Origin of the sequence: Nocardia terpenica (assembly GCF_013186535.1) — a bacterium.
Classification (GTDB): domain Bacteria; phylum Actinomycetota; class Actinomycetes; order Mycobacteriales; family Mycobacteriaceae; genus Nocardia; species Nocardia terpenica.
On the sequence record NZ_JABMCZ010000002.1, the window covers coordinates 1,596,459 to 1,613,330 of the forward strand.

The following is a 16,872-nucleotide window of genomic DNA, read 5'->3' on the forward strand; positions in this document are numbered from 1 at the left end:
TGCTCGCCCCGAGAGGAGGACCACGGTGTCCACACTCACGACACCTCACATCGACGTTCATCGTGGCGGCGACCGCATGAAAACCCGTGTGGCGTGGCTGGATTCGAAGCACTCATTCTCCTTCGGCGAGCACTACGATCCCGATAACACCCATCACGGCCTGTTGCTCGTGAATAACGAGGATATTGTCTCGCCGGGTCAGGGTTTCGACACGCATCCGCATCGCGATATGGAGATTGTCACCTGGGTGCTGAGCGGCTCACTGGTGCACCAGGATTCGCTCGGGCACAGCGGCGTCGTCTATCCCGGCCTGGCGCAGCGGATGAGCGCGGGCACCGGAATCCTGCACTCGGAGAAGAACGATTCCTGGCGGCTGGCCGCCGACCGGGGCGGCACCGGCGAGCACACCGAGCCGGTGCACTTCGTGCAGATGTGGGTGGTCCCCGACGAGCCCGGCCTCACCCCCGGCTACCAGCAGCTCGAGATCGACGAGGAGCTGGCCGGCGGCGGCCTGGTGACGGTGGCCTCCGGGTTGCCGCGCTACCGGGACCGCACCGCCATCGCCATCGCCAGCAGTCATTCCGCGCTGCACGCGGCGCGCATGGCGGTCCCGGGCCGGGCGCGCTCGGTGGAGCTGCCCGAGGCCCCCTATCTGCATCTGTTCGTGGCCCGGGGCGAGGTCGAGATGGAGGGCGTCGGCACCCTCTACGAGGGCGACGCGGTGCGGCTCACCCGCAGCGGTGGGCAGCGGATCGTCGCGAACCTGCCGTCGGAAGTCTTGGTGTGGGAGATGCACGCGCGACTCGGAGGGCAATAACATTCAGGGCCGAACGAGAGGACAGTGAGCCATGACGGAGAACCCGCCACCCGGCCAGTACCCCCCGCCCGGCCAGTACCCGCCGCCCCCGCCCGGCAACTATCCGCCGCCACCCGGTGGCGCGTTTCCCGGGCAGCCCGGCCAGCCGTACTGGCAGGAGCCGCAGAGCCGGGGCCTGGCCATCACCGCCCTGGTGCTGGGTATTCTCGCGCTGCTGAGCTGCTGGACGGTGTTCGGCGGCATCATCTTCGGCCTGCTGGCGCTGATCTTCGGCATCATCGCCACGGTCAAGTCGCGCCGCGGCACCGCGGCCGGCGGTGGCATGGCGATCACCGGCCTGATCCTGGGCCTGCTCGGCCTGATCGCCGCCATCGTGCTGGTCGCCATCGGCGTGACCTTCTTCGTCAACAACGGCGGCAAGGACTTCGTCGACTGCGTCAACAAGGCCAACGGCGACCAGTCCAAGATCGACCAGTGCCAGCGTGACTGGAACAAGACCTTGGAGAACAAGTTCAGCGTGACCCTCACGCCGCGTCCTACGGAGTGATCCCGGCCAAAAGCACGCCGGGATCATCTGATCGGCCCACGCCGGGATCATTTGGTCGGCCCTCGCCGGGGTGACGTTGCCCCGTCGATCCCGGCATGCTTTTGGCCGGGATCGCCCGCCGAGCATTCAGGCGTACCGGTACGTCCGGGTCAGGGTGACCACCTCGGTGAGGGTGGGGCGGGTGTCGTCGGTGGGGGCGTCGATCCAGACTCGGTAGCCGGTGCGTTCGTCGGCGGGGGAGGGCAGGACGATGCGGGTGCCGGGCATGGCCAGGGTGGCGCCGCGGTGGAACAGCTCGCCGAGGATGGTCATGTCCTGGATCGAGTCGTCGGCGTGGTCGGTGAGGAAGGTCCAGCGGCCCGAGCGGGGATGGCCGATGATCGGGCCGTGCCGGTCGCGGTCGCGCAGTTGCTCGCGGATCCGCCCGCCCAGCGCGGCGGGCATGGTCAGGGCGCCGACCGCGCCGACCTCCAGCATGATCCGGCCCAGCGCCGGTTCGACCACGCCGTAGAGCCCGTGCAGTTTCCGGTATTCGCGGCAGCGGGCCAGCGCCTCCTGGGCGGCGGAGTAGGAGACCGCCGACGCGGGTTCGTCGGGCGCGATGGGTGGCGGCTCGTTCGGGAATCGCATGCCCGCCGGGTCCAGCGTGTTCATGGCGCCTCGTCTCGTGGTCGAGTCCAGCCACACCGATGCATCGACGGTATCGCCGCGCAATCGAAATGACAATAGTCACACGCCGGGTAATCGCACGGGCGTACCATCACCGTCCATGGCTCCCCTGTCTCCCACCGTCGCCCGGTGGGAATTGGTGCTTCGCCTGCGGGAATTGCGTGAGCAACGCGGTTTCGACTCGGCCGGATTCGCCAAGCGGGTCGCCTTCACCCCGGCCAACTGGTCGCATGTCGAGAAGGGCCGTCGGGTGCTCACGCACAACACCATCGGCCCGGTCCTCGAGCTGCTGGACGTGTCCGACGAGGAGCGCGACGAACTGCTCGCGCTGCTGACCGCCAGCAAGGAGCGCGGCTGGTGGGCCAAGTCCTCGGCGCTGATCGGCCCGGAGCTGCAGCGCTACTACGGCATGGAGTACGGCGCGGACAGCATCCGCAGCTACGACAGCCTGGTGGTGCCCGGCCTGCTGCAGACCGAGGACTACGCGCGCGCACTGATCAGCGCGGACGTCATGATCCGCCCGGTGCAGGTGGAACAGCTGGTCGCGGTGCGGATGCGTCGGCAGCAGCGGCTGCGCGGCCCGGACCGGGTGGAGCTGACCGCGGTGGTCGGCGAGGCGACGCTGCTGCAGCAGATCGGCGGCGCGAAGGTGCTGCGCGGCCAGCTGGAATACCTGGCGAGCCTGCTCGAGGAGCTCGACACCGTGACGGTGCGGGTGATCCCGTTCGGCGCCACGGCCGGGGCGATCCTGGGCGGCTCCAGCTTCCACCTGCTCGATTTCGCCTCCGAGAACCTGCCCACCTTCGGCTGGGCGGAGAGCGCGGTCTTCGGCGGGCCGGTCGACAATCCCGAACAGGTCCGCGACCTGGCCTTCGCATATGTGCGTGCACTCGACCAATCCCTCAGTCGCACTGACTCATTGGCGCTGATCAGGACCTACGCCCGCGTGTAAAATCTGCCCATGGCAACCCGATATCGGCCGGAGATCACCGCCTGGTTCACCTCCACCCGTACCAACAACGGGAACCAATGCGTCGAGGTGCGGTTCGACGGCCATGCGGTGCACATCCGGGACAGCAAATTCCGGCGCGAGCCGGGCCACCGCCCCGAGGCCCAGCCGGTCATCACCGTCGGCGCGGGCGAGTGGATGGCCTTCCTCGACATCGTCCGGGGCCGGGCGGCCACCACCCCGCTGACCGCGCACACCACCGCCGACGGGCACACCACCCTCCGCCACCGCGGTACCGCGCTCACCTACACCCCGGGCGAGTGGCGCGCCTTCGTGGCGGGCGTGCGCGACGGCGAGTTCGACCGGACCGCCCTGCCCGCCTGAGCCGGGCGCGCACTCCCGGTCGTCGGCATACTGGAGATCGTGACTTCCGACGTGACGACCCCCTCCGGTATCGATCTGACTTATCGCGACCCCGCGGTGCGGGCGCAGGACGACCTGTTCGCGCACGTCAACGGCCTCTGGCTGGACAGTTACGAGATCCCGGCGGACCGCGCGGTGGACGGCGCCTTCCGCGTCCTGTTCGACCGGGCCGAACTCGACGTGCAGGCCATCATCACGGCGGCGGCCGACGCGAACGCCGAGCCGGGCAGCGAGGAACGCAAGATCGGCGACCTGTACCGCAGCTTCATGGACGAGGCCGCCGTCGAGGCCGCGGGCCTGACCCCGATCGCCGCCGACCTGGCCGCCATCGACGCCGTCACCGACCGCGGCGAGTTCGCGGCGCTGCTGGGCCGGTTCCAGCGGGAGGGCACGGGCGGCGCGCTGGCCGTCTACGTCGACACCGACGACAAGAACTCCGAGCGGTACCTGGTGCACGCGACCCAGTCCGGCATCGGCCTGCCCGACGAATCCTATTACCGCAGCGACGATTACGCCGAGATCCGGACCAAGTACGTCGAGCACATCGGCCGCATGTTCGCCCTCGCCGGTATCGACCACGACCCGCAGCGGGTGTTCGAGCTCGAGCGCAAGCTGGCCGGGGGCCACTGGGACGTGGTGCGCCGCCGCGACGCCGAATTGAGCTACAACCTCACCACCTTCGACGCGCTCGCCGCCGAGAATCCGGAATTCGACTGGGCGGCATGGACTTCCGCGCTCGCCGCGGGCGTCGACCGGTCCGGTCCCGAGGTGTTCGCCGAAATCGTGGTGCGGCAACCGGATTACGTGCGCACCTTCGCCCGGCTGTGGGCGTCCGAGCCGCTGGCCGACTGGCAGGCGTGGGCGACCTGGCGGGTACTGCGTTCGCGCGCACCGTTTCTCACCGCGGCGCTGGTCGCGGAGAACTTCGACTTCGCCGGGCGCACCCTCACCGGCGCCCAGGAGAATCGGGAGCGCTGGAAGCGCGCCGTCACGGTGGTGCAGGAGCTGCTCGGCGAGGCGGTCGGCAAACTGTATGTGGCGCGGCACTTCCCGCCCGAGGCCAAGGCCCGCATGCAGCAGCTGGTGGACAATCTCATCGAGGCGTACCGGCGCAATATCGCCGAGCTGGAGTGGATGAGCCCCGACACCCGCCGCGCCGCGCTGGCCAAGCTGGAGCGCTTCACCCCGAAGATCGGCTACCCCGATGTCTGGCGCGACTACTCCGCCGTCGAGATCGACCCGGCCGACCTGGTCGGCAACTACCGCCGCGGCTTCGCCGCCGACTACGACCGCGATCTGAACAAGCTCGGCGGCCCGGTCGACCGCGGCGAATGGTTCATGACCCCGCAGACGGTGAACGCCTACTACAACCCGGGCATGAACGAGATCGTGTTCCCCGCCGCCATCCTGCAGCCCCCGTTCTTCGACCTGAACGCCGACGACGCCGCCAACTACGGCGGGATCGGCGCGGTGATCGGCCACGAGATCGGGCACGGCTTCGACGATCAGGGCAGCAAGTACGACGGCGACGGCAACATGATCGACTGGTGGACCGACGCCGACCGCACCGAATTCGGCGCCCGCACCAAGGCGCTGATCTCCCAGTACGGCGAGTTCGAGCCGAAGGCGCTACCCGGCCACAAGGTCAACGGCGAGCTCACCATCGGCGAGAACATCGGCGACCTGGGCGGGCTGTCGATCGCCCTGGAGGCGTACCGGATCTCCCTCGACGGCGCCGAGCCGCCGGTCCTCGACGGTCTCACCGGCCTGCAGCGGGTGTTCTTCGGCTGGGCCCAGGTGTGGCGCACCAAGGCGCGCAACGAGGAGGCCATCCGCCGCCTCGCCGTCGACCCGCACTCCCCGCCCGAGTTCCGCTGCAACGGCGTGGTCCGCAACCTCGACACCTTCCACGAGGCGTTCGACGTCCGGCCGGGCGATGCGTTGTACCTGGATCCCGCTGAGCGCGTGCGTATTTGGTGAGGGTCAGCGCAACCGTTCCTCGGTGGTCGCGTCGAAGAAGTAGACCTCGTCCGTCTTCGGGGTGAGCAGCAGGCGGTCGCCCAATGCCACCCGGAAGCGGCGGTCGATGCGGGACACGAGCTTGCCGGAGCGGCTGGACCAGTCGTCGGTGATGCCGTGGGCGTAGACGAACGATTCGGCGCCCAGCTCCTCGAGCAGCTCCACCTCCACCGCGAGCGCGTTACCCGCCGCGGTGGTGACCTCCCAGGTCTCCGGCCGGATGCCGACCACCACGCGGTCGCGGTCGGCGGCGCTGCGCGGCAACGGAATTCGCAGCTCGTCGATCACGGCCGCGCCGTCGCGCACGGGAGCCTCCAGCAGGTTCATGGCCGGGGAGCCGATGAAGCCCGCGACGAAGGTGTTGTCCGGATCGTCGTACAGGTCGCGGGGCGCGGCGATCTGTTGCAGCTTCCCGTCTTTGAGCACCGCCACCCGGTCGCCCATGGTCATCGCCTCCACCTGGTCGTGGGTGACGTAGACGGTGGTGGTGCCCAGGCGCTTCTGCAGGGCGGCGATCTGCGCGCGGGTGCTCACCCGCAGCTTGGCGTCCAGGTTCGACAGCGGCTCGTCCATGCAGAACACCTGCGGGCGGCGCACGATGGCCCGGCCCATGGCGACGCGCTGGCGCTGACCGCCGGACAGCTTGGCCGGTTTGCGGTCCAGCAGATGCTCGAGCTCGAGCATGGTCGCGGCCTCGCGCACCCGAACCATGGTGTCGGACTTGTTCATTCCCGCATTGCGCAGCGCGAAGCCCATGTTCTCGGCCACCGTCATATTCGGGTACAGCGCGTAGCTCTGGAACACCATCGCCACGTCGCGGGCCCGCGGCGGCAGGCCCGTCACATCGCGCTCGCCGATCATGATGCGGCCCGACTCCACCGACTCCAGCCCCGCCAACATGCGCAGGCTGGTCGACTTGCCGCAGCCCGACGGGCCGACGAGGACCAGGAACTCCCCGTCGGCGATGTCGATGTCGAGCGCGTCGACGGCCGGGGTCGGCGCACCGGGGTACAGGTGCGTCGCACTGTCGAATTGCACCGTTGCCATAGTGGCCGGTCTCCTTACGTTGCTGGTTATTTCGGCAGCTTCGGCGCGATCTGGCGGGTGTAGATCCCGCGTAACTGATTGCCGACCTGGGCGAACACCGATTTCACGTCCTTGTTCTGCAGGCCGATCTGTTCCAGTCCGGTTCCGATGATCAGGTCGCCGCCGGGCAGGAATACCCGCCCGTAGTCCTGCGACTTGGTCAGCGGCAGCTGGTCGAGGGCGGTCTTGAAGTTGGGGTTCTTCGCCAGGAACGCCACCTCGCTGGGGTCCTGCTGCGCCGACTTGCGCACCGGGATGTACCCGGTGGCCTGCGTGAAGTAGGCGGTGTTGGCCGGGTTGGTGATGAAGTCGACGAACTTGAGCGCGTTGACCTTTCGCTCATCGGAGATGCGCGCGGGAATGGCCAGCCCCGCGCCGCCGGTGGTGCAACCCGGCCCGTGCGGATGCGGCAGGAAGTCCGTGCCGTAGGTCAGCTTTCCGGCGGCATTGGCGTTGATGCCCTTCAGATCTCCGGTGGAGGTGATCGCGGAGGCGAGGACGCCGGTGCCGAAGTCGGTGGCGACCGCCGGGCGGATGCTGGCGTAACGCTTGCCGTTGATCATGTCGCGCAGCGCATTACCCGCGGCGATGGTGCCCGGGTCGTCGAACTTCAGGTCCCACCCGTCGGAGTAGGCGCCGCCGAAGGTCCACGTCGGCCCCTGGAAGGTCCAGGCCAGATAGTTTCTGGCATTGCCCCAGCCGTGCGCCCACCTGTTCTCGCCCATGACGCCCTGGATCTTCGGGCCCCACTCGTCGAACTCCTGCCAGCTCTGCGGACCCCGGTCCGGCAGACCGGCCTTCGCCCAGACGTCCCTGTTGTAGCAGAAGATCTGTGTCGAGCGGGCGTAGGGCAGCGCGTAGTGCTTGCCGTCGAAGGTGTAGTCGTCGACGAAGGTGTCGACGTAGTCGTCGAGCCGCACACCGGCGTCGGCGAGGTACGGGTCCAGCGGCGCGATCGCATGGTTGATCGCGAAGTTGAACCACCACACGTCCGACAGCACGACGATGTCGGGCAGCTCGCCGCCGATCAGCGCCGCATTGAACTTCTGCGACACCTCCTCGTAGTCCTTACCGGCGTCGACCAGCTTGACCCGCAGCCCCGGATGCGCGGCCTGGAACCGATTGATCAGCTCCAGCTCCAGATTCTTCGACGTCCCCGGGTGATTCGACCAGAAGGTGAGGGTGTTGGGGTCGCCGCCCTGCACACCGCCGCCGCCCATACCGGCACACGCCGAGGCCGCCAGCCCTGCCGCGACGGTGCCGGTGAGTCCCAGAAACCCACGCCGCGACAGCGCATTTCGATCGGACAAGACAATCTCCTTGTGGGGGTCAGCCTTTGACGGCACCGGAGGTGAGGCCCTTGATCATGTGCCGCTGCAGGATCAGGAAGACCAGCAGGATCGGCACCATCGTGAGCAGGGTGCCCGCCATCACCGGACCCCAGTTGGTGACGCTCGGATTCTCGGTGTTCTGCAACAGGGTCAGGCCCACCGGCAGCGTCGCGACGCGCGAGTCGTCGGCCATCAGGAACGGCCACAGGTATTCGTTCCACTCGTTGACCAGGGTGACGACGGCGAACGCCACCATGGTCGGCCCCGACATCGGCAGCACGACCCGGGTCAACAGCCGCCACCAGTTGGCGCCGTCCATGCGCGCCGCCTCGATCACCTCGCCCGGCAGCGACAGGAAGTGATTGCGCATCAGGAAGGTGCCGAACGCGACGCCGCAGAGCGGAACGATGATGCCCTGGAAGGTATTTCGCCAGCCCAGCTGCGCGATGATGGCATAGTTGGAGATCACCGTGATCTGGTTGGGCACCATCAGCGCGGCGATGATCGCCAGGAACACCAGCGTCTTGCCGGGGAAGCGCAGGAACACCAGCCCGTAGGCGCTGAGCACACCGAGCACGAACTTCACCGCCGCGACGATCATGGTGACGATCGCCGAATTGCGCAGGAACGTCCAGAACGGCAGCGTGGTCGTCGCCTCCCGGTAGTTCTCCGGATGCCAGCTGTGCGGCCAGTACACGGCGGGCTGGGTGTAGATGTCCGGGCGGGCCTTGAACGAGGTGATGAAGATCCAGAACAGCGGCACCCCGACGATGATCAGCACGCACACCATGGCCGCGTAGCCGAGTATGGTCGCGGCGCGCTGCCGCCGCTGGTAGGCCGTCATCGGTCGCTCCGATCCATGACGCGGACCTGCACCAGCGTGACGATCAGCAGCACCACGAACATGATGGTGGCCACCGTCGCGCCGTAACCGGCCCGGAAGTTGCGGAAGGACTCCAGGTAGACCTGGTAGACCATGGTCGTCGTGCCGGTGCCCAGGGGCCCGCCGCGGGTCATCACGTTGATGATGTCGAAGACCTGCAGCGAGTTCAGCAGCACGGTGATGGAGAGGAAGAACGTGGTCGGTCGCAGCTGCGGCAGCAGCACCCGGCTGAAGGTGGTCCAGCGGCTCGCGCCGTCGATCTCGGCGGCCTCCATCAGCTCGTGCCGAACCCCTTGCAGCGCGGCCAGATAGATGACGAAGGCGTAGCCGAGGTTCTTCCAGATGTAGGTGACCGTCACCATCAGCAGCGCCCAGTGCGGATCCTGGTAGAAGTCCGGCACATCGCGCACGCCGAGGCGGTGCAGCACGTCCTGCACCAGGCCGAAGCTCGGATCGAAGATGAACTGGAACGCGACGCCGATGGCCGCGCCGGAGATCACGAACGGGGCGAAGATCGCCGAGCGGACCACGTCGCGCCCGAACAGCTTCCGGTCCAGCAGCAGCGCCAGCGCCAGGCCCAGCACCATGCTGCCGACGACGGCGGCCAGCGTGAAAACGACGGTGTTGGTGACGATCTGCCAGGAATCCTCGCGCCCCCACCACTCGCGGTAGTTCACGAAGCCGATGTAGTGGGCCACCGGTTCGGAGATGTTCCAGTCCGTGAACGACAGCCGGATGTTGTCCACCAGCGGCCGATACACGAACAGCCCCAGCAGCACCAGATTCGGCGCCACCAGGACGAGGAACAGCGCGTAGTCGCTCCAGGGACGTCCCTTCAGACCACGAACCGGTGATTGGGGCAGGACTCGTTCGGGCCGGGATCGCACCGCGGCAGCTTGACGGCCCCGGGCAAATGAGCGGTTAACCAAGGATGCCCAAACGCTGAACTGTCTGTGCGCACTCTTGTTTTCGGCAACGAAGTCATCCTCGGGCAAACCGGACATGCGCCGAATAGTAAGGGGCAGCTGCCCGCCTCTCCGCATTTTTGGCCATACGAGTTGGGTGTCGCCGGATTCGCGTCCAGGTCCTGCGCCAGGAGCGTGGTCGGGTTCTGGGCGTACCCGGCGAGTTACCCATGTGCTCCCGAGATCAGTTGTCGCATCGCCTAACCACGAGCGGGCCCTGTGCAGATCGCACAGGGCCCGACTGCGAGTCCTCGTCCGTCATCCCGGCGAGTCTCAACTCGTCATCCCGGCACGCCAATCCTTATGGTCCCGGCACGCTTTTGGCCGGGATCTACCTCAGTTCCAGTCCCCCATGCCGTCACTCGTGCTGAAGGTTCCCGTGGAGTTCTTCACCACCACCGGGTCGCCCTTCTGGGCGTTGTCGAAGAACCACTTGGCGTTGTCGGTGTTGACGTTGAGGCAGCCGTGGCTGGTGTCGGACACGCCCTGCTGCGGGACCGACCACGGGGCCGCGTGCACGAAGATGCCGCTGTTGGACAGCCGGGTCGCGTACTCGACCTCGACCTTGTAGCCCTGCGGGTCGGTGACCGGGACCCCGTAGGTGGAGGAGTCCATGATCATCTTCCGGTTCTTCTCGCCCACGTAGTAGGTGCCGTTGGGTGTCTCGTGCGTGGCCTTGCCCATGGAGGTCGGCATCGTCTTGATCACCTCGCCGTCGCGGGTGATGGTGATGGTGTGGGTGGCGTCGTCGGCGGTGGTGATCACCTCGTCGCCGATCTTGTAGGCCACGCTGGTATCTCCGGCCTGCACGGTGACATCGGAGTGCGCGGGCCAGAACTCCTCGGGCCGCCAGCGCACCTGCTTGTCGCCGTACCAGTAGAAGTGCCCCTTGGTGGGATTGGACGAGGTGATCCGGATGGCCTTCTCCGCGGCCGCGTGATCGGGCACCGGGTCCTTGAAGTTCACGATGATCGGCTGCGCCACGCCGACGACGTCACCGTCGCCCGGGCTGACATTGGGCTTGGCGAAATTGGGCTGCGGCAGCGGCGGCGGGTTCTTCATGGGCGCGGCGCCCGGCTCCGGCTGCGGGCTCTGCACCACGGCCGGTGCCCCCGGGATATCGGGGCCGCCGGGCCACAGCGGCGCGGCCAGCGCGGGCGCCGCGGAAACCGCACCGGCGGCCGTCACCGCGAGGGCTAGCAGACCGAGTCGCGTGGTTCGAGTTGCCGTGTTCGATACGGGTTTCCGACAGGTGGTGATGCGCACAGCCGTAGGGATCCTCTCCGTCTTCGTTGCACACGCAGCTGAGCGAGCACGCAAAAGCTCGCGCGTGGGCCCCGACCCCGGTCCATTACTACATCCCATCCGTGCATCGGCCAATTGCCTTCTGCCGGTTATGAACACAGACCCATCGGTGTGCGATGCGTCACCCCACCGCGGGGTGGTAGCCACGACCGGGCGAAAGTGCCGTTCGCATCGGCGAGTCGGGAGCGGCGAACATCCGGTCGACCGCTTCCGCGCACAATGCCTCGCCAAACGCAATTGTGAGGCAAATCACCTCTGTGACCGGCCGGGAGCGAGCACATCGAAGGTGATTCCGGCGTGCGGTCCGGTCGCGATGTTGTGCGGCACCGACAGCGGCACCCGGCCGCGGGCGTAGCGCGGCGTCAGCGCGAGGTGCACTCGCGACAGCACGGTGGCCAGCACGATGCGCAGTTCGTAGTCCGCGAGCGCCGCGCCCACGCACCGGCGATGGCCGCCGCCGAAGGGCGCGTACTCGAACGGGCCGAACCGGCGATCCAGGAACCGCTCGGGCCGGAACGCCGCCGGGTCCGGCCACACCGCCGGATCGGAGTGCAGCAGCGGCACCGCGATGCCCATGGTGTCGCCGGTGGCGAGCTCGATGCCGCGCAGGGTGAACGGGCCGGTGAGCCTGCGCAGCACGATCGGCACCGGCGGATGCAGGCGCAGCGTCTCCTGGCAGACGGCATCCAGATACGGCAGCCCCGCGAGCAGTTCGGGCGCGGGATCCGCGCCCGCCTCGGCCAGTTCCGCCCGCAGCCGCCGCAGCGTCGCGGGATTGCGGTGCAACCGGTACAGCGCCCACACCAGGGTGGTGGCGGTGGTCTCGTGCCCGGCGACCAGCAGGGTGCGCAGCTGCTCGCGCAGTTCGGCGTCGGACATCCCCGCGCCGTCGTCGTAGCGGGTCGACAGCAGCGCGCCCAGGATGTCGTCGCCGGGTGCGCCCGCGGCGCGGTGGTGGGCGATGTCGGTATCGAGCAGGGCGTCCAGCTCGGCGCGGGCGGCGGTGAACCGATCCCATGGCGAATATCCGAATGCGCTGTGGCGCAGGGCCGGAACGAGCATCAGCGGCCCGCCGAAGGCGGTGAGGAAGCGCTGCACCGTCGCGATGTAGTGCGCGCGGCGCTCGGCGGTCTGCGCGCCGAACACCACGGCCCCGATCACCCGCAGCGTGATCGCCCGCGCGGCCGCCCGGGCATCCACCCGCGCCCCGGGACGCCACGGCGAACCCGTGCGAGTACCGTCCAGTTCGTCGAGCGCCGCCTCGCGAATGACGCTGGCGTACCGAATCATTCGCGCACGATGGAACGCCGGGGCGAGCAAAGTCCGTTCGCGCCGGTGCCGTTCGCCGCGCGACAGAATCAATGACGCCGAACCCACCAGCGGCTCAATGGGATTCGGAAGCGGCGGGGCCAGCAATTCCACCGGCGCCCGCAGTATTTCCCGTGTCCCCGAAGGCGTTCCGGTGAACAATGCGCCGCCGAATCCGGGAAAACGCACCAGGAACGGATCGCCGTCGCGCGCCCGGCGCCATCGGAAATAGCGCTCGAAGTCGATCCCGGCGGCCATTGCGTGCAAAAGCACCGGCCGTGGGGTGCGCGGCCGGGCATTCGGTTCGGGCGACTCGGTATCCATGTGGACGAATACGAGGTTACGTCCCCGACGGTTCGGACCGGAACAAACGGATATTTCCGATGCGGGATCGTTCGGACCGTCGCGGCCGGGTCACCGGAACCCCTGGTCCCGGATAGCTTCGGATCTGCCGACACCCGGTCGCTTGCCGCCGAACCCCTACTGCGCTTCCCGGAGGACGGCGGCCCGGGCGTGCGCCGCGAGGCGGGCCAGGCGTCCGTCACCGAGCGGGGTGAGCGCATTGCCGAGCCGATTGGTGACGAACGCGACCGACATGCCCAGCTCCGGATCGGCGAAGGCGCCCGAGCCGCCGACCCCGTAGTGGCCGAACGCCTTTCGCGGTGGGCGCCGGGACGCCACCGGCGGCCGGTGATAGCCCAGGGTGAAGGCCACCGGCAGGCCGAGCACGTAGTCGCGATGCCCGCTGCGCTGCACCCGGTTGGCGAAGGCGATGGTCTCCGGCCGCAGCACCCGCACCCCGTCCAGTTCGCCGCCGATCGCCAGCGCGCCGTACATCCGCGCCAGGGCGCGCGCGGTGAACACGCCGTTGAAGCCCGGCATGACCGCGTCGTGCACGCGCGGATCGCCGATCAGCCGGTCGAATCCGGCGGGCATCCCGGCCTCGGCGACGGCGGCGATCCGGCTGCGCGCGATCAGCTCCGAGGCGGTGTCCCAGCGCAGTCCGGGCACACTCAGCCGCGGGAAGCTGCGGGCGATCCGGTGCCGCTGCGCCGGCGGCACCCGGAACCAGAGTTCGGGCGCGCCCAGCGGTTCGGCGATCTCGCGGCGCAGCACCTCGACGAAGTCGATACCCGTGGCCCGGTGCACGATCTCGGCGACCAGCCAGCCGAAGGTGACCGCGTGATACCCGGAGGTCTGTAGTCGGCGCGGATCGGGTTCGGCGTCGGTCAGCGCGGCGACCATGACGTCGTAGTCGAGGAGGTCGTCGGCGGTGGGGGCCAGCCCGCGCACCCGGTGCAGCCCGGCGCGATGTGCCAGCACCTCCCGCACGGTGATGGATTGCTTTCCGCGCGCGGCGAATTCGGGCCAGTACTCGGCCACCGGGGCGTCGTAGTCGACCAGCCCACGCTCGGCGACGCGGTGCAGCACCGTGGAGGCGACGCCCTTGCCGGTGGAGAAGCTCAGCGCCACGGTGTCGGCCCCCCAGCGCACCCCGGGCGCCGACCAGCCCGCCCACACGTCCACCACCGGCCGCCCGTGCAGGTAGACCGCGAACGCGCCGCCGCCGCGGATGGGCCGGGAGAACATCCGGAAGAAGCGGTGCACGACCGGCACGAAGCGCGGATCGATGACCATCCGGCGCGTCTCGGTTTCCGGTGACGACATGAGGGTCAGGGTAGCGCGGGCAGCAGTCCGCCCCAGCGGCCGAACGGGGTGGCCGCGCAGGTGGAGCCGCTGCGCGAATCCCACGCGAACGCCGATGTGCCCAGGCAGATCACCGACGCCTCGGTCGAAACCAGCTGTGCCCGTGAGCCGTTCATCGCCACCGCGAGGCCGATCCGGGCGGGGGCGCCGGTCGTCGGGTCGGGTTCCAGCGAGGTGTAGGCGTACGCGTCCGGCCCGAGCCCGACCGCCACCGGCAGCCCGGTGGTCCCCTCGCTGGTCGCGATGCCGCCGAATGCGCCCAGCCCCAACGCGATTGCGCCCCGGGCGGCCCGCGCGACGGCGACCCCGTCCACCCCGGCGGCGCGGGCGTGGCCCGCCTGTTCGGCGACCGCGCGGCAGGCGGTGGGCCCGGCGACGACGGTGACGTCCTGTCCGGGCTCGGAATCGCAGTGCACGCCCGCCGCCGCGGCGCTGGCCGCGGTGCCGACCCAGGTACCGACCGCCGCGGCCGAACACATGATCGCGCTGATCAGCTTCACGGTCTTCTCCCTTCGAGCCGGTGTCACCACCCTAACCGCGTAGCGTGAGGCGGGTGAGTACCACGGAGCTGCCGCGGCTGCGGTCGGCGACGGGTCGGTGGATCGTTCTGGCCACGGTTCTCGGCTCGTCGGTGGCGATGTTGGACGCCACGGTCGTCAATATCGCGCTGCCGCGCATCGGGGAGTCGTTGCACACCGGCGTCTCCGGGTTGCAGTGGACGCTGAGCGGATACACCCTGACCCTGGCCTCGTTCATCCTGCTCGGCGGATCGCTCGGCGACCGGCTCGGTCGGCGACGGGTATTCGTCTGGGGCACAATCGGTTTCGCCACCGCCTCGGTGCTGTGCGGGGCCGCGGTGAATATCGAGATGCTGGTGCTCGCCCGGATCCTGCAGGGTGTGGCGGGCGCGCTGCTGACCCCGGGCAGCCTGGCGCTGATCTCCTCCTCCATCGACGAGCGCGACCAGGGCGCGGCTATCGGCCTGTGGTCCGGCTTCGGCGGCATCGCGGGTGCGCTGGGCCCGTTCCTCGGCGGCTGGCTGATCGAGCTGGCCGGGTGGCGGTCCATCTTCCTGATCAATGTGCCGCTGGCGGCCCTGGTGGTGGCGGTCTCGGTGCGGCACGTGCCGGAGAGCCGCGACCCGCAGGCATCCCAGCGCCTGGACGTGCCGGGCGCGGTGGTGGTGGCGCTGGCCCTGGGCGCGCTCACCTTCGGGCTCATCCAGGCGCTGCCGCTGCTGTCGGTGGCCGGGCTGGTCCTGCTCGCGGTCTTCGTCGTCATCGAGGTCCGCAGCGACCATCCGCTGGTGCCGCCGGTGCTGTTTCGATCCCGCGTGTTCACCGCGGCCAATCTGGTGACGCTGGCCGTCTACGCCGCGCTCGGCGGCGTGATGTTCCTGCTGGTGCTGCAGCTGCAGCAGGTCGCGGGCTACTCCCCGCTGTCGTCGGGGGTGGCGACGCTGCCGATCACCATCCTCATGCTGCTGCTGTCCGCCCCGGCCGGGCGCTGGGCCCAGCAGCACGGCCCGCGGCTGCCGATGACGGTCGGCCCGCTGCTGGCCGCCGCCGGAGTGCTACTGCTGCTGCGGATCGGGACGGGCTCGGCCACCGTCGCCGGTTACCTCGGCGATGTGCTGCCCGGCGTGCTGGTCTTCGGGCTGGGCCTGTCGGCGCTGGTGGCACCGCTGACCGGGGCCGTGCTGGGCGCGGTGCCGACCAGCGAATCCGGCATCGCCTCCGGGGTGAACAACGCGGTGGCCAGGACCGCGCAGCTGCTGGCGGTGGCGGCGCTGCCGGGGCTGGCCGGGATCTCCGGCTCCATCCGGGACGCGGCCGTCATCGACCGCGGCTTCACGGTGGCGATGGGGATCTGCGCGGGCCTGCTGGTCGTCGGCGCGGCGCTCGCGGGCGTGCTGCTCGGCTCGCCGCGCCGCCCCGCCGAACCGGAGCAGACCACCGTCGACTGCCTGCCGCAGTGCCCGATGACGGGCCCGGCGGTGCAACCCGAGCCACCACACAGCGCGGGGCGGTGACCCGAGCTCGGACTCGAATCACCGCCCCGCACCGGGACATTCGCGAACTCAGATCGGGTAGAACCCCGCGCCGACGCCGTTGCGCACATTGATGTCGTTGATGATCGCGTTCATGTTGGTGCCGACCTCGGGGCCGAAGCAGGCCACCGCCAGGTAGGCGTTCACCATGCCCACCAGCGTGCTGCCGACCACCACGGGGGCGCCGGAATCGCCCTCGACCACGCACATCTGGGTCCAGGTCTCATCGGTCTGGAAGATGTCGCCCCAGGTGATGCCGCAGGTGTTGCCGGTGGTCCGGCCCTCCTTGCAGACGATGTTGGGGAACTGCGCGGGTGCGCCGAGACCCGTGATGGTCACATTGCCGACATGGTTGACCGGGGTGACCCTGTCCTGATCGAACTCGATGACCGCGTAGTCCAGATCGTGGTTGGAGTACACGAAGTGACCGATCACACCGGCCGCACGGGCCTGCTCGGCCCACACCTGGGAACCGGCCTCGCCGCAGTGCCCGGCGGTCAGACCCACCAGCCGACCGCCGTTGTCGTGCCCGATCGTGGTGACGGTGCACTCGAACTGATTGTCGATGATGATCCCCGAGCCGCCTCCGATGATCGGCGGACCCGGATCGGCGTGCGCCACCCCCGCGCCCGTCCCGATCAACGCCGCGCCCAGGGCCACGGCGAGGGCGGTATGAGCCGCCCTGGCGAGTTTTTTGAACATGTCCCTCCAGATGTCGGAAGCCCGCACGATATCAGCCATGTAGTACTACATCCTGTCAGTATTCGAGCGCGGGCGCGCCTCGTATCGCCCCGACGTTTGCTGGATCGATGC

General features: G+C 69.0%; 16 protein-coding genes. 6 read left to right on the plus strand and 10 right to left on the minus strand.

Annotated elements, in window-relative coordinates:
* The first annotated feature begins 25 nt into the window (after nt 1-25).
* Together HPY32_RS19190 and HPY32_RS19195 are read left to right on the plus strand one after the other, a co-directional pair.
* Nucleotides 26-817 carry a pirin family protein gene (locus tag HPY32_RS19190; RefSeq protein WP_156673953.1) on the plus strand — a complete coding sequence of 264 codons (792 nt, stop codon included), beginning with the start codon at nt 26-28 and terminating at the stop codon, nt 815-817.
* A gap of 31 nt (nt 818-848) precedes the next feature.
* Entirely contained in the window at nt 849-1,364 is a 516-nt protein-coding gene (locus tag HPY32_RS19195; RefSeq protein ID WP_171982928.1) for a DUF4190 domain-containing protein, read from the plus strand.
* A 126-nt stretch (nt 1,365-1,490) separates the two neighbouring features.
* Here HPY32_RS19195 and HPY32_RS19200 read toward each other — a convergent pair whose 3' ends face one another.
* Entirely contained in the window at nt 1,491-2,018 is a 528-nt protein-coding gene (locus HPY32_RS19200; protein WP_228786994.1) for a hypothetical protein, read from the minus strand.
* Between the two features lie 115 nt (nt 2,019-2,133).
* Here HPY32_RS19200 and HPY32_RS19205 point away from each other — a divergent pair, with 115 nt between their 5' ends.
* From HPY32_RS19205 to HPY32_RS19215, 3 genes are read left to right on the plus strand one after another with little or no spacing between them, the layout of a single operon-like run.
* Nucleotides 2,134-2,985 (plus strand): helix-turn-helix domain-containing protein, encoded by an 852-nt coding sequence (locus HPY32_RS19205; protein ID WP_067579319.1) that lies wholly within the window; start codon nt 2,134-2,136, stop codon nt 2,983-2,985.
* Between the two features lie 9 nt (nt 2,986-2,994).
* Complete coding sequence (locus HPY32_RS19210) at nt 2,995-3,366, plus strand: DUF397 domain-containing protein (RefSeq protein WP_067579317.1); 372 nt, start codon at nt 2,995-2,997, stop codon at nt 3,364-3,366.
* A 51-nt stretch (nt 3,367-3,417) separates the two neighbouring features.
* Nucleotides 3,418-5,385, plus strand: coding sequence for a M13 family metallopeptidase (locus tag HPY32_RS19215; RefSeq protein WP_067579315.1), 1,968 nt, complete (start codon nt 3,418-3,420; stop codon nt 5,383-5,385).
* Between the two features lie 3 nt (nt 5,386-5,388).
* Here HPY32_RS19215 and HPY32_RS19220 read toward each other — a convergent pair whose 3' ends face one another.
* The 8 genes from HPY32_RS19220 to HPY32_RS19255 all read right to left on the minus strand — a co-directional run bounded on the left by HPY32_RS19220 (nt 5,389) and on the right by HPY32_RS19255 (nt 14,509).
* Nucleotides 5,389-6,471 (minus strand): ABC transporter ATP-binding protein, encoded by a 1,083-nt coding sequence (locus HPY32_RS19220; RefSeq protein WP_067579313.1) that lies wholly within the window; start codon nt 6,469-6,471, stop codon nt 5,389-5,391.
* A gap of 26 nt (nt 6,472-6,497) precedes the next feature.
* The gene (locus HPY32_RS19225) at nt 6,498-7,820 is read right to left on the minus strand and encodes an ABC transporter substrate-binding protein (RefSeq protein WP_067579311.1); all 1,323 of its coding nucleotides are present in this window, start codon (nt 7,818-7,820) and stop codon (nt 6,498-6,500) included.
* Nucleotides 7,821-7,839: 19 nt separating this feature from the next.
* Nucleotides 7,840-8,685: a carbohydrate ABC transporter permease gene (locus tag HPY32_RS19230; protein WP_067579309.1), complete on the minus strand. Its 846-nt coding sequence runs from the start codon at nt 8,683-8,685 to the stop codon at nt 7,840-7,842.
* A complete protein-coding gene (locus HPY32_RS19235) occupies nt 8,682-9,653 on the minus strand; it encodes a carbohydrate ABC transporter permease (protein ID WP_373686641.1) in 972 nt (323 codons plus the stop codon). Before HPY32_RS19235 ends, HPY32_RS19230 begins: the two co-directional genes overlap by 4 nt.
* A gap of 372 nt (nt 9,654-10,025) precedes the next feature.
* Nucleotides 10,026-10,877, minus strand: a complete 852-nt coding sequence (locus HPY32_RS19240) for a L,D-transpeptidase (protein ID WP_373686642.1) — start codon at nt 10,875-10,877, stop codon at nt 10,026-10,028.
* A 366-nt stretch (nt 10,878-11,243) separates the two neighbouring features.
* On the minus strand, nt 11,244-12,626 hold the full coding sequence (locus HPY32_RS19245; protein ID WP_067579306.1) for a cytochrome P450: 1,383 nt from the start codon (nt 12,624-12,626) through the stop codon (nt 11,244-11,246).
* Between the two features lie 156 nt (nt 12,627-12,782).
* A complete protein-coding gene (locus HPY32_RS19250; protein ID WP_067584734.1) occupies nt 12,783-13,970 on the minus strand; it encodes a serine hydrolase domain-containing protein in 1,188 nt (395 codons plus the stop codon).
* 5 nt (nt 13,971-13,975) lie between these two features.
* Entirely contained in the window at nt 13,976-14,509 is a 534-nt protein-coding gene (locus HPY32_RS19255; protein WP_067579304.1) for a DUF6764 family protein, read from the minus strand.
* A gap of 53 nt (nt 14,510-14,562) precedes the next feature.
* Here HPY32_RS19255 and HPY32_RS19260 point away from each other — a divergent pair, with 53 nt between their 5' ends.
* Nucleotides 14,563-16,041, plus strand: a complete 1,479-nt coding sequence (locus HPY32_RS19260) for an MFS transporter (RefSeq protein WP_067584732.1) — start codon at nt 14,563-14,565, stop codon at nt 16,039-16,041.
* A gap of 48 nt (nt 16,042-16,089) precedes the next feature.
* Here HPY32_RS19260 and HPY32_RS19265 read toward each other — a convergent pair whose 3' ends face one another.
* Nucleotides 16,090-16,761: a chymotrypsin family serine protease gene (locus HPY32_RS19265; RefSeq protein WP_067579302.1), complete on the minus strand. Its 672-nt coding sequence runs from the start codon at nt 16,759-16,761 to the stop codon at nt 16,090-16,092.
* Between the last annotated feature and the right edge of the window lie 111 nt (nt 16,762-16,872).

Excerpts from the sequence above, each read along its gene's own strand:
- HPY32_RS19250 (WP_067584734.1), bottom strand. The coding sequence starts at position 13,970 with ATGTCGTCACCGGAAACCGAGACGCGCCGGATGGTCATCGATCCGCGC.
- HPY32_RS19265 (WP_067579302.1), bottom strand. The coding sequence starts at position 16,761 with ATGTTCAAAAAACTCGCCAGGGCGGCTCATACCGCCCTCGCCGTGGCC.
- HPY32_RS19200 (WP_228786994.1), bottom strand. The coding sequence starts at position 2,018 with ATGAACACGCTGGACCCGGCGGGCATGCGATTCCCGAACGAGCCGCCA.
- HPY32_RS19220 (WP_067579313.1), bottom strand. The coding sequence starts at position 6,471 with ATGGCAACGGTGCAATTCGACAGTGCGACGCACCTGTACCCCGGTGCG.
- HPY32_RS19210 (WP_067579317.1), top strand. The coding sequence starts at position 2,995 with ATGGCAACCCGATATCGGCCGGAGATCACCGCCTGGTTCACCTCCACC.
- HPY32_RS19195 (WP_171982928.1), top strand. The coding sequence starts at position 849 with ATGACGGAGAACCCGCCACCCGGCCAGTACCCCCCGCCCGGCCAGTAC.
- HPY32_RS19205 (WP_067579319.1), top strand. The coding sequence starts at position 2,134 with ATGGCTCCCCTGTCTCCCACCGTCGCCCGGTGGGAATTGGTGCTTCGC.
- HPY32_RS19245 (WP_067579306.1), bottom strand. The coding sequence starts at position 12,626 with ATGGATACCGAGTCGCCCGAACCGAATGCCCGGCCGCGCACCCCACGG.
- HPY32_RS19230 (WP_067579309.1), bottom strand. The coding sequence starts at position 8,685 with ATGACGGCCTACCAGCGGCGGCAGCGCGCCGCGACCATACTCGGCTAC.